This window comes from Nostocoides sp., from assembly GCF_035343835.1.
Classification (GTDB): Bacteria; Actinomycetota; Actinomycetes; order Actinomycetales; family Dermatophilaceae; genus Nostocoides_A; species Nostocoides_A vanveenii.
In genome coordinates this window covers 1-11,916 of sequence record NZ_DAOQZV010000084.1, presented here as the reverse complement: position 1 = coordinate 11,916, position 11,916 = coordinate 1, and the positions used below count along the sequence as shown (strand labels likewise).

The window sequence follows — 11,916 nt, the reverse complement described above, 5'->3', positions numbered from 1 at the left end:
GGTGCACGCCGAGAGCGAGCCGGGCGTGGGCTCGACCTTCCACGTCGAGCTGCAGGTGCGCGTGGCGCCGCAGGCGCCGGCGGCCGACCGCGTCGACCCCGCCGCCGCCGGCAGGGTCGCCCACGATCTCAATGTCTTGGCGGCCCTCCCCCCGGCCGACTGTCCGCCCGACTGCTGCCGCAGCCAGCGACCCGCCAAGCCGACCCGGTGCGGTCGAGAGGATCCCCGATGACCACCAGCCGTTACGCCCCGACTCCCGAGCTCCCGGCCCCCGACGCGCTGGCCCGGATCGCGCTCGAAGCGGCCACCGACGCCGCCCTGCTCATCCTCGATCGCTCCCGGTCCGGGGTGGCAGCGACGAAGTCCTCGGCTACCGATGTCGTCACCGACATGGACCGCCAAGCCCAGGAACTGCTCGCCCAGACCCTGCACGCGGCCCGGCCCGAGGACGCCTTCTTCGGCGAGGAGGGCGGCAGTGCAGCGGGCAGCCGCCCCATCACATGGGTCGTCGACCCGATCGACGGCACGGTCAACTACGTCTACGACATCCCGGCGTATGCCGTTTCCGTCGCCGCTGTCACCGGCGACGTGCACACGCCCGGCGCCTGGCGCCCGGTCGCCGGGGCCGTGGTCAACCCAGTCTCGGGGGAGCGGTTCTGGGGCGCGACCGGGACGGGCGCCTGGCGGCAACGCGGCCGGCATACGGCAATGCGGGTGCGGGTCTCCACCCAGGCCGATCTCGGTCTCAGCCTGATCGGCACCGGCTTCGGCTATGACGCCGAGCAACGTGCCCGGCAGGCGCGCGCCTTGACCGCGATCCTGCCGAGGGTGCGTGACATCCGGCGCTTCGGCAGCGCCGCGCTCGATCTGTGCCATGTCGCCGACGGCACCCTCGACGGCTACTACGAGGAGGGTCTCAATCCCTGGGACATGGCGGCCGGCTGGCTGCTCGTCACCGAGGCCGGCGGCCGGGTCGAGAACCGCGACGGCGGCGACCCCGAAAAGGCGATGACCATCGCCGGCGGTGCCTGCTTCTCCCACCTCGCCGAGCTCGTCCGCACGGCGCCCTGAGCCGTGGCCGGCCAGCCGGGCAACCCGTGAGCAAGTTTCGTCAATTCACGTGACTTTCCCCGCTGGATAGGGCACAATGCGCGCCGCGGGATCAAATCGAGAACCAAAAGCGTTACCCAGCCGCGCACAGCCAACCAGCCTCACCGTGCTCGCTGCGCGCCATACGACTGCTTAGGGAAGGACTGTGATGGCAACCGATTACGACGCTCCACGCAAGACCGACGACGAACTCTCCGAGGATTCGATCGAGGAGTTGAAGTCCCGTCGCGTCGACAAGAGCACCTCCAGTGTCGACGTGGATGAGACCGAGCAGGCGGAGGGCTTCGAACTGCCCGGCGCCGACTTGTCCGGCGAGGAACTCTCGGTGCGGGTCATCCCGCGCCAGGCCGACGAGTTCACCTGCTCGCGCTGCTTCCTGGTGCACCACCGCAGCCAGCTTGCGTCCGACAAGGGCGGGGTTCTGGTCTGCAATGAGTGCGCAGCCTGACGCGCCGCTGACGGCGGACGGGCGCCTTCGGGTGCTCGTCCGCCGTCTTCGTCCGGACGCCCACCTGCCCGCGTATGCCCGCCCGGGCGACGCCGGCGCCGACCTCGCCAGCGTCGTCGAGGTCACCCTGGCACCGGGGGAGCGGGGCCTGATCGCGACGGGGGTCGCGATCGCCGTACCCGCCGGCTGGGTCGGGCTGGTCCATCCCCGCTCGGGGCTGGCCGCCCGCCACGGCATCACCGTCGTCAACGCCCCGGGCACCATCGACTCCGGCTATCGCGGGGAGATCCTGGTCAACCTGGTCAATCTCGACCCGTCCGAGAGCTTCACCATCCACCCCGGCGACCGGATCGCCCAGCTGCTCCTGCAGCAGGTCGCCGAGGCCACCTTCGACGAGGTCGATTCGCTTCCGGAGACGACTCGGGGGGAGACTGGACACGGATCCACCGGGGGCTTCGCCGGGATCCACGACCGCGCCCCAGGGGCGCCCGCAGAACTATCGCCGAGAAGGACATCGTGAGCATTTTCCGCCGCCGCGCCAGCCAGACCTCCGCGGAGCCGGTTGAGCCGGCCGACGACGCCGTCGACGACCTCGTCGACGACGACGTCGAGGAGGAGACGCAGGACGCGGTGGCTAGCCGCTCTCAGGGCCCGTGGGATGCCGCCGAAGTCGATGGTCTCGGCGATCGCCTCGACCTCGGCGCCGTCTGGCTCGCCCCGGTTCCCGGTGCCGAGATCCGCCTTGAGATCGACCAGAGCACCGACACGATCAACGGCCTGCAGATCGTCATCGGCGAGTCGGCCGCCCAGGTGCAGGCGTTCGCCGCCCCCCGCTCGGGCGGCGTCTGGCGCGATGTGCGCCGGGAAATCTCGGGAGCGATCTCCGGTGCCGGTGGCACCGTCGATGAAGTCGACGGCGATTTCGCCCGCGAACTCCGTGTCCGTATGCCGCAGCTAGCTCCCGACGGCCGGCAGGTCTTCGCGCCCGCCCGCTTCATCGGGGTGGACGGGCCACGGTGGTTCCTGCGCGCGGTCCTGTCCGGTCAGGCCGCCATCGACGACGCGGCTGCCGCTCCGCTGGTCGAAGCCCTGCGCTCGCTCGTCGTCGTGCGCGGCGCTGCCCCGATGGCTCCCCGGGAGATGCTGCCGCTGCGCCTGCCCGAGCAGCCCACGCCCGCGCCGGCCGAGCAGCAGCCGGAAAGCTTCGACCCCTTCGAGCGTGGGCCCGAGATCACCGAGGTGCGCTGAGCGATGTCGGGGACGTTCCGGCGCCTCACCGAACGCCTGACGCGCACGGCCGGCGATCGCGACGCCGCCGAGCTTCAGGAACACGCGCGCTCGACCGGAGCCACCGTCATCGGCGAGCTGGCCGACCGGCAGCTCGCCACGGTCACCGGCATCGTCCGGGCGGTCACCCTGCGCCCGCGCACCCGGGTGCCCGCTCTCGTCGTCGAACTGTATGACGGCACCCAGAGCCTGACCCTGGTGTGGCTCGGCCGCCGCCGCATCAGCGGTATCGAACCAGGTGCCCGCCTGCGCGCGACCGGTCGCGTGTGCCACCCGGACGGGGTCGCGACGATCTTCAACGCGGCATACGAGCTCCTTCCACGCGCCGCAGGAGGAACCGCATGACCGGGTCCGACGAGAAACTATTCGACGAGGAGCGCGCGGCGACCGTCGAGGAGATCATCCGCCACCGGCTCTCGGCCGCTCTCGGCGGCTGGCGTGGCTCGGTCGAGACCGCGCTGCCGACCATCGCCTTCGTGGTGGCCTGGACGATCACCCAGAATGTGCGCCAGAGCGTCGGCTCCGCGATGGTGGTCGCCCTCCTGCTCGCCATGGCACGCGTGGCGCAACGGCAGAGCCTGCAATACGTCTTCTCCGCCGTCGTCGCCACCGCGATCGCCGCCTTCTTCGCCCTGCGAAGCGGCCGCGCGCAGGACGCCTTCCTGCCCGGCATCCTCGTCAACGGCGCGTATGCCGTGGCCACCTTCGCCTCGGTCCTCGCCAAATGGCCCTTCCTCGGCTTCCTCGTCGGCGCCGGCGACCCGGACGCCAAGACCGACCCGCTGCGCTGGCGCCGCGACCCGAGCATGGTCGCCGTCTGCGGCCGCCTCACCCTGGTGATGACCGCGATGTTCCTGCTGCGGGTGCTGATCATGTATCCGCTCTATCTCGCGGGCAATGTGGCCGCCCTCGGCACCGCGAAAATCGTCCTCGGCTGGCCCTTGTGGGCCGGCGCGGTCGCCGTCATGGGCGCGATGCTCGTCCGCGGCGAGACCCCCCACAGGGGGCTCCGCCCCCCTGACCCCCGGTAATGCATGGACCTCGCTGCCCTCGGACGGCCTCGACTGTCACCGGTCAGGCTCGCTGCGCTCGCGACCGGTGAGCCGGTCACAGTGGCTCGCCAGGGCTCGCAACTGCTCCCGGCCCACAGGGGGGCTCTGACACCCGGGTAAGGCACCGACCTCGGTGCGCTCGCGACCGGTGAGCCGGTCACAGTGGCTCGCCAGGGCTCGCAACTGCTCCCGGCCCACAGGGGGGCTCTGACACCCGGGAAAGCACCGACCTAGACGGGAACCGACGACCGCTACACGCACCCGACCGGACTACGCGGCCGCCGAGGGCTGCGGTGCCGCCTGGCTATCGGTTGCGGGGGCGCTTGACGCGGACGCCGGGGCTGAGCAGGGACTCCAACTCGTCCTCGGACTCGCTCACCGTCAAGAAGAGCAGCTCGTCGTGGGCTTCGAGGCTGTCGTCCGCGCTGGGGGCGATCGGCACCTGATCGCGGATGATCGCGACCAGCACCGTGTCCTGCGGGAAGGGCACCGCGCCAACGCGGCGGCCGACGAGCGGGGAATCCGCGGGCAGGGTCATCTCCACCATCGCCGCGTGCGATTGATGGAACTCGAAGATCCGCACCAGGTCGCCCACGGCCACGGCCTCTTCGACCAAGGCCGTCATCAGGCGCGGCGTCGACACCGCGACGTCGACGCCCCATGCCTCGTCGAACAACCACTCGTTCTTCGGGTTGTTCACGCGTGCCACCGTGCGAGGCACCCCGAACTCGGTCTTGGCCAGCAAGGACACCACCAAGTTGACCTTGTCGTCTCCGGTGGCCGCGACCACGACATCACAGTCGGCCAGCCCGGCCTCGTTCAGTGCGTCGATCTCGCACGCGTCGGCGGCCAGCCAGTTCGCCTCCGGCACCCGCCGGATCGATGCCTCGTCGGCGCCCTTGTCGATGAGGAGCACCTGATGGTTGTTGTAGAGCAGTTCCTGGGCGATCGAGCGACCCACGCTGCCTGCGCCGGCGATGACGACACGCATTCTCGGATCCCTCTCAGTCCGCGACCGCAGGCGGGTCAGCGAGCGTCCGTTCCACGTCCTCCAACTGGTCGCGGTTGATCGCCAAGTGGATCAGGTCGCCCTCCTGCAGGATTGTCTCCGGGCCGGGCAGGTGACCCTCGCCGAGCCGGGTGAAATAGGCGACGCGGGACCGGGTCTCGTCCTCGATGCGCCGCAGCGACGAGCCGATCCACGCCGGGTCGGTCGCGACCTCGGCGATCACGATGCGTCCGGACGGGTCGGCCAACTCCGGCAGATGGCCCTGCGGCAGCAGGCGGCGCAGCATCTGATCCGAGGTCCACTTCACGGTGGCCACCGTGGGGATGCCGAGCCGCTGGTAGATCTCGGCGCGCCCCGGGTCATAGATCCGCGCGACGACGTGCTCGACCCCGAAGGTCTCCCGGGCCACCCGAGCCGCGAGGATATTGGAGTTGTCACCGCTGGAGACGGCGGCGAAGGCATACGCCCGGTCGATCCCGGCCTCGGTCAGCGTGTCACGGTCGAATCCGACGCCGGCGACCGTGCGCCCCTCGAAGGTGGGGCCGAGGCGGGTGAAGGCGGCCTCGAACTGGTCGATCACGGCGACATCGTGACCACGGCGTTCCAGCGCCCGCGCGAGGGAGGCGCCCACGCGGCCGCATCCCATGATGACGAAGTGCACGGACCGACGCTAACACTGTGGCCACGCTGCCCGGACGCGCGTCTGCACCGGTCGCACCCGGGGATAGAGTGATCCGCCGTGGCGGTCGGCCGGGTCATCAAACGCATTCTGTTGGGTCAACAGATGCGCAGCGACAAATTGCACGAGACCCTGCTGCCCAAACGCATCGCCCTGCCGATCTTCGCCAGCGATGCGCTCTCCTCCGTCGCCTATGCCCCGGACGAGATCTTCTTGACCCTGGGCTTGGCTGGGGGCACCTTCGCACTCACCCACTCCTGGCAGATCGCCCTCGGCGTCATCTTCGTGATGGCCGTGGTCGTCGCCTCCTACCGGCAGAACGTCCACGCCTACCCCTCCGGCGGCGGCGACTATGAGGTCGCCACCGTCAATATCGGCCCCAAGGCCGGCCTGACGGTGGCGTCCGCGCTGTTGGTCGACTACGTCCTGACGGTCGCCGTCTCCATCTCCTCCGGCATCCAGAACGCGGCAACCGCGTTGACCTTCGTCCGCGGTCACGAGGCCACCTGGGCGGTCATCCTCGTGGTCTTGCTGACCGCGATGAATCTGCGCGGCGTTCGCGAGTCCGGCAACGCCTTCGCGATCCCCACCTATGCCTTCATGGTCGGCGTCATCGGCATGGGCCTGTATGGCGGCTACCGGCACTTCACCGGCAGCCTCCCGCTCGCCGCGAGCGCCCAATACGACCTTGTCCCCGAGCCTGGCTACGAAGCCCTCGGGAGCCTGGCCATGGCCTTCCTCCTCCTGCGCGCCTTCTCCTCCGGCTGTGCCGCGCTCACCGGTGTCGAGGCGATCTCTAATGGCGTGCCGGCCTTCCAGAAGCCCAAGTCCCGCAACGCGGCGACCACGCTGCTGCTGATGGGCTGCATCGCCATCGGCATGCTTTTCTCGATGATCAGCCTGGCCCGCTTGACGGGCATCAAATATGCCGAGAACCCGGCGGAGCAGTTGCTCAAGGACGGCGTCCCGGTGGGGGCGTCATACGTCCAGGACACGATCATGGGACAGGTCGCGAACGCCGTCTTCGACCACTTCCACCTCGGCGTGGTCTACATCTCGGTCGTCACCGGGATCATCTTGATCCTCGCCGCGAACACCGCCTTCAACGGCTTCCCGGTGCTCGGCTCGATCCTGGCGCGCGACGGCTACCTGCCGCGGCAACTGCATGCCCGCGGCGACCGCCTCGCCTTCTCGAACGGCATCATCATCCTCGCCGGTGTCGCGGCGGTCCTGATCCTCATCTTCGACGCCGATGTCACCAAGCTCATCCAGCTCTATATCGTCGGCGTCTTCGTCTCGTTCACCACCAGCCAGATCGGCATGATCCGGCACTGGAATCGTCATCTGCGGCTCGCCTCTGACCCGCGCCAGCGCGCCCACATGCAGCGCAGCCGGGTCATCAACTTCGTGGGTGCGGTGATGTCGGGGACCGTCCTGCTCGTCGTCCTGGCCACCAAGTTCATCCACGGGGCCGGCTATGCCATCGCCGCGATGGCCGTGCTCTTCCTGATGATGATGGCGATCCGCCGGCACTACGACGCGGTCTCGAAGGAACTCGACATCGTCTCGCAGTCCGATCAGATGTTGCCCTCGCGCGTGCACGCGCTCGTCCTGGTCTCCCGGTTGCACCGGCCCACGCTGCGCGCCGTCGCGTATGCCCGCGCCAGCCGCCCGCACACGCTCGAGGCGATCACCGTCAATGTCGATCCGGCCGAGACCCGGGCCCTCCAGGAGGAGTGGGAGGCGCGCGGCATACCTGTGCCCTTGAAGGCGCTGGACTCGCCTTACCGCGAGATCGTCAACCCGATCGTCGACTATGTGAAGGGCATCCGGCGCGAGAGCCCACGCGAGATCGTCGTGGTCTACATCCCGGAGTATGTCGTCGGCCACTGGTACGAGCAGATCCTGCACAACCAGAGCGCCCTACGCCTGCGCGCCCGTCTGCACTTCACGCCGGGCGTGCTGGTGGCGTCGGTCCCGTGGCAGTTGCGCAGCTCCGAGGGCCAGGAGGCCCGCATGGAAGCCGATGCCTCGAGCGCGCCGGGCTCGGTGCGCATGGGGCAGTAGCCGGTGCCGGACCAGGATCTCGAGATCGGCGACGAGGTCACCGTCGACATCGAGGCGGTGGCACATGGCGGGCATTTCGTCGCCCGCCATGCGGGCCGGGTGCTGTTCGTGCGGCATACGGCGCCGGGGGAGCGGGTGGTCGCGCGCATCACGGGCACCGGCCCGGGCGGCCGATTCCTGTATGCCGATGCCGTCGCGATCGAGCGCCCCTCGCCCGGCCGGGTCACGCCACCCTGCCGGTATGCCGGCGTGTGCGGCGGCTGCGACTTCCAGCACCTCACGCTCGCTGCTCAACGCGACCTGTTGAGCGCCGTCGTGCGCGAGCAGTTCGCGCGCCTCGCGGGCCTGGAGGTGGACGTCGAGGTCCAGGAACTCGGCGAAGCCGAGCCCGGGCTCGGCTGGCGCACCCGGGTCGAGTTCGCCGTCGGCCGCGACGGCCGGGCCGGCCTGCACCCCCATCGCTCGCACGATGTGGTCCGTGTGACGGGCTGCCTCATCGCCGCGCCCGGTGTGGTCGAGACCGGTGTGCTCGAGCAGTTGTGGCCGAGTTGCGCGAGCGTCGACGTCACCGCGCCGTCGACCGGCGAGCCCGTGGTCACGCCAGTGCCGGCCTGGGAGCGGGGCGACGCGAAGAGCGCGGCCGTGCCGGTGGCGGTGGGCGCTGAGGCGGTGGCGGGGGGCGATGAATCGACGGCCGCCGATGCGGCTCCCGGCGAGACCGTTGTCCGTGAGCGCGTCACGACCGAGTGGGTCACGCAGGCGGATCAGGCGCGCACCTTCAGCCACGAGTTCGCCCTCGCGGCACGCGGCTTCTGGCAGGTGCACCCGCGCGCCGCCGCGACCTTTGTGGCGCGGGTCCTGGCCGAGCTCGACCCGCAACCCGGCGAGCGCGCCCTCGACCTGTATGCCGGCGTGGGCCTGTTCGCTGCGGCCCTCGCCGATGCCGTCGGCCCGGAAGGCCAGGTGCTGGCTCTCGAATCCGACCGATTGGCAACGGCTTTCGCGGTGGACAACCTCGCATCGTGGCCCCAGGCCCTCGTCGTGCCGGGCCGCGTCGACGACCTCTTCGGTGTCGCCCGCCCGGGCCGGCGTGGTCCGGCGGCCAACCGGGCCACGCGCAATCGCAGGCCGCGGCGCTCGCCATTGGTGCCGCATACGGCCGATCTCGTCGTTCTCGACCCGCCCCGCACAGGAACCGGCGCGCAGGTGGTCCGAGCGATCGCCGCGCTGCGGCCGCGGGCGGTTGCCTATGTCGCGTGTGACCCGGCGGCACTGGCGCGCGATACCGCGGCTTTCGGAGAGGCGGGCTACGCGCTGACCGGGCTCACGGCATACGACGCCTTCCCGATGACGCATCACGTCGAGTGCATTGCGACCTTCCGTCCCGTGCCCACGGGCGAAGTGGGAGGATCGACAGACCAGCAGGTCTGAGATATCTTGATATCAAGATAAATCCGTCGAAGCGAAGGAGCCAATGGTGGCCAGCACGAATAGTTTCGGAGCCCAGGGGCAACTGCAGGTCGGTGACAATTCCTACGAGATCTTCCGGATCGCCTCGGTCGAGGGCCACGAGTCGCTGCCCTACAGCCTGAAGGTTCTGCTGGAGAACCTGCTGCGCACCGAGGACGGCGCGAATATCACCGCCGACCACATTCGCGCGCTCGGCGGCTGGGACGAGAACGCCGAGCCGGACACCGAGATCCAGTTCACCCCCGCCCGCGTCATCATGCAGGACTTCACCGGCGTCCCGTGCGTCGTCGACCTCGCCACCATGCGGGAGGCCGTCGCCGACCTCGGCGGCGACCCGGAGAAGATCAACCCGCTGGCCCCGGCCGAGCTGGTCATCGACCACTCCGTCCAGATCGACGTCTTCGGCCGCGCCGACGCCTTCGAGCGCAATGTCGAGTTCGAATACGGCCGCAACAAGGAGCGCTACCAGTTCCTGCGGTGGGGCCAGACCGCCTTCGACGACTTCAAGGTCGTCCCGCCGGGCACCGGCATCGTCCACCAGGTCAACATCGAGCGCCTCGCCCGCGTCACGATGGTGCGTGACGGCGTTGCGTATCCCGACACGTGCGTCGGCACCGACAGCCACACCACCATGGTCAACGGCTTGGGCGTCCTCGGCTGGGGCGTCGGCGGCATCGAGGCCGAGGCGGCCATGCTCGGCCAGCCGGTCTCGATGCTCATCCCGCGGGTTGTCGGTTTCAAGCTGACCGGCCAGATGCGCGCCGGCGTGACCGCCACCGATGTGGTGCTCACCATCACCGACCTGCTGCGCAAGCATGGGGTCGTCGGCAAGTTCGTCGAGTTCTACGGCGCCGGCGTCGCCGCTCTGCCGCTGGCCAACCGGGCCACGATCGGCAATATGAGCCCGGAGTTCGGCTCGACCTGCGCGATCTTCCCGATCGACCAGATCACCCTCGACTACCTGCACCTGACCGGGCGCTCCGACGAGGCCGTCGCGCTCGTCGAGGCCTATGCCAAGGAGCAGGGCATGTGGCTCGACCCCGCCGCCGAGCCGCGCTTCTCCGAGAAGCTCGAACTCGACCTCGGCACCGTCGTCCCCTCGATCGCCGGCCCGAAGCGCCCCCAGGATCGCATCGTCCTGACCGACGCCAAGCCCCAGTTCGGGCTCGACGTCAAGAACTACGGCGTCGACGGTGACCTGCGATCGGTCCCGGTGCAAGCGGCAGGTGCCGACACCGGCAGCGGCGACACCTCGGCATACGTCCTCAAGGACGGGGCGGTCGTGATCGCCTCGATCACGTCGTGCACCAACACCTCCAACCCGTCGGTGATGATGGCGGCGGCCATGCTCGCCAAGAACGCGGTCGAGAAGGGCCTGAATGTCAAACCGTGGGTCAAGACCTCGATGGCTCCGGGCTCGAAGGTCGTCACCGGCTATTACGAGGCAGCGGGTCTGTGGCCCTACCTGGACAAGCTCGGCTTCAATCTCGTCGGGTATGGCTGCGCCACCTGTATCGGCAACTCCGGCCCGCTGGCGGAGGAAGTGTCGGCGGCCGTTCAATCAGCCGACCTCGCCGTCACCGCGGTGCTGTCGGGCAACCGCAACTTCGAGGGCCGGATCAACCCCGATGTGAAGATGAACTATCTCGCGTCGCCGCCCTTGGTTATCGCCTATGCGCTGGCCGGGACGATGAACTTCGACTTCGACCTCGAGCCGCTCGGCCAGGACGAGGCCGGCAATGACGTCTTCCTCAAGGACATCTGGCCCGCGCCGGAGGACGTCGACGCCACGATCGGTGCCTCGCTCTCGCGGGATCTTTTCGAGAAGGACTATGCCGACGTCTTCGCCGGCGACGAGCGCTGGCAGTCGCTGCCCACGCCCGAGGGCAACACCTTCGCGTGGGACACCGAGTCCACCTATGTGCGCAAGCCGACCTATTTCGACGGTATGACGATGGACCTCACCCCGGTGACCGACATCAACGGTGCCCGGGTGCTGGCCAAGCTCGGCGATTCGGTGACGACCGACCACATCAGCCCGGCCGGCTCGATCAAGGCCGACTCACCCGCGGGGGTCTATCTGACCGAGCATGGCATCGCGCGCAAGGACTTCAACTCCTATGGGTCGCGGCGCGGCAACCACGAAGTGATGATCCGCGGCACCTTCGCCAACATCCGGCTGCGCAACCAACTGCTCGACGACGTCGAGGGCGGGTTTACCCGCAACTTCCTCGAGGCGGACGCCCCGCAGACGTCGATCTACGACGCGTCGGCGGCCTACCAGGCTGCTGGTGTGCCGTTGGTTGTCCTGGCCGGGAAGGAATATGGCTCCGGCTCCTCGCGCGACTGGGCGGCCAAGGGCACGGCGCTGCTTGGGGTCAAGGCGGTCATCGCCGAGTCGTATGAGCGCATCCACCGCTCCAACCTGATCGGTATGGGCGTGCTCCCGCTGCAGTATCCGAAGGGCCAGAACGCCGAGTCCCTGGGCCTGTCGGGCCGCGAGACCTTCGCCATCACCGGCGTGACCCAACTCAACGAGGGCCGCACCCCCAAGACGGTCCAGGTCGTCGCCACCCGCGAGGACGGCTCGAGCGCCGAGTTCGATGCGGTCGTGCGGATCGACACCCCCGGCGAGGCCGACTACTACCGCAACGGCGGCATCCTGCAGTTCGTCCTGCGCTCCCTCGTCGGCTGACGCCCAAACCCAAACCCGTCGAGTGGCCGGTTCAGCCCCGTCGAGTGGCCAGGTCGCTTCGCGACCGCGGCCACTCGACGGGGCTGAACCGGCCACTCG

11 protein-coding genes are annotated in these 11,916 nt (G+C 69.4%); 9 read left to right on the top strand and 2 right to left on the bottom strand.

Annotation, left to right across the window (positions count from 1 at the left end; translation table 11 throughout):
• Positions 1 to 228: 228 nt before the first annotated feature.
• The 6 genes from PKH97_RS07910 to PKH97_RS07885 all read left to right on the top strand — a co-directional run bounded on the left by PKH97_RS07910 (position 229) and on the right by PKH97_RS07885 (position 3,876).
• Complete coding sequence (locus PKH97_RS07910) at positions 229 to 1,071, top strand: inositol monophosphatase family protein (protein ID WP_324386863.1); 843 nt, start codon at positions 229 to 231, stop codon at positions 1,069 to 1,071.
• 187 nt (positions 1,072 to 1,258) lie between these two features.
• Positions 1,259 to 1,558, top strand: a complete 300-nt coding sequence (locus PKH97_RS07905; protein WP_324386862.1) for a DUF4193 domain-containing protein — start codon at positions 1,259 to 1,261, stop codon at positions 1,556 to 1,558.
• Positions 1,542 to 2,078, top strand: coding sequence for a dUTP diphosphatase (dut, locus tag PKH97_RS07900; protein ID WP_324386861.1), 537 nt, complete (start codon positions 1,542 to 1,544; stop codon positions 2,076 to 2,078). The genes PKH97_RS07905 and dut overlap by 17 nt, the downstream gene beginning before the upstream one ends.
• On the top strand, positions 2,075 to 2,806 hold the full coding sequence (locus PKH97_RS07895) for a DUF3710 domain-containing protein (protein ID WP_324386860.1): 732 nt from the start codon (positions 2,075 to 2,077) through the stop codon (positions 2,804 to 2,806). The genes dut and PKH97_RS07895 overlap by 4 nt, the downstream gene beginning before the upstream one ends.
• A gap of 3 nt (positions 2,807 to 2,809) precedes the next feature.
• Positions 2,810 to 3,190: an OB-fold nucleic acid binding domain-containing protein gene (locus PKH97_RS07890; RefSeq protein WP_324386859.1), complete on the top strand. Its 381-nt coding sequence runs from the start codon at positions 2,810 to 2,812 to the stop codon at positions 3,188 to 3,190.
• Positions 3,187 to 3,876 carry a DUF3159 domain-containing protein gene (locus PKH97_RS07885; RefSeq protein WP_324386858.1) on the top strand — a complete coding sequence of 230 codons (690 nt, stop codon included), beginning with the start codon at positions 3,187 to 3,189 and terminating at the stop codon, positions 3,874 to 3,876. The genes PKH97_RS07890 and PKH97_RS07885 overlap by 4 nt, the downstream gene beginning before the upstream one ends.
• 325 nt (positions 3,877 to 4,201) lie before the next feature.
• Here PKH97_RS07885 and PKH97_RS07880 read toward each other — a convergent pair whose 3' ends face one another.
• Positions 4,202 to 4,888 (bottom strand): TrkA family potassium uptake protein, encoded by a 687-nt coding sequence (locus PKH97_RS07880; RefSeq protein WP_324386857.1) that lies wholly within the window; start codon positions 4,886 to 4,888, stop codon positions 4,202 to 4,204.
• A gap of 13 nt (positions 4,889 to 4,901) precedes the next feature.
• A complete protein-coding gene (locus PKH97_RS07875) occupies positions 4,902 to 5,567 on the bottom strand; it encodes a TrkA family potassium uptake protein (protein ID WP_324386856.1) in 666 nt (221 codons plus the stop codon).
• Between the two features lie 123 nt (positions 5,568 to 5,690).
• Here PKH97_RS07875 and PKH97_RS07870 point away from each other — a divergent pair, with 123 nt between their 5' ends.
• From PKH97_RS07870 to acnA, 3 genes are read left to right on the top strand one after another with little or no spacing between them, the layout of a single operon-like run.
• Complete coding sequence (locus PKH97_RS07870; protein ID WP_324386864.1) at positions 5,691 to 7,652, top strand: APC family permease; 1,962 nt, start codon at positions 5,691 to 5,693, stop codon at positions 7,650 to 7,652.
• 3 nt (positions 7,653 to 7,655) lie between these two features.
• Positions 7,656 to 9,083, top strand: a complete 1,428-nt coding sequence (locus PKH97_RS07865; RefSeq protein WP_324386855.1) for a TRAM domain-containing protein — start codon at positions 7,656 to 7,658, stop codon at positions 9,081 to 9,083.
• A gap of 46 nt (positions 9,084 to 9,129) precedes the next feature.
• The gene (gene acnA / locus PKH97_RS07860; RefSeq protein ID WP_324386854.1) at positions 9,130 to 11,817 is read left to right on the top strand and encodes an aconitate hydratase AcnA; all 2,688 of its coding nucleotides are present in this window, start codon (positions 9,130 to 9,132) and stop codon (positions 11,815 to 11,817) included.
• Positions 11,818 to 11,916: the final 99 nt, after the last annotated feature.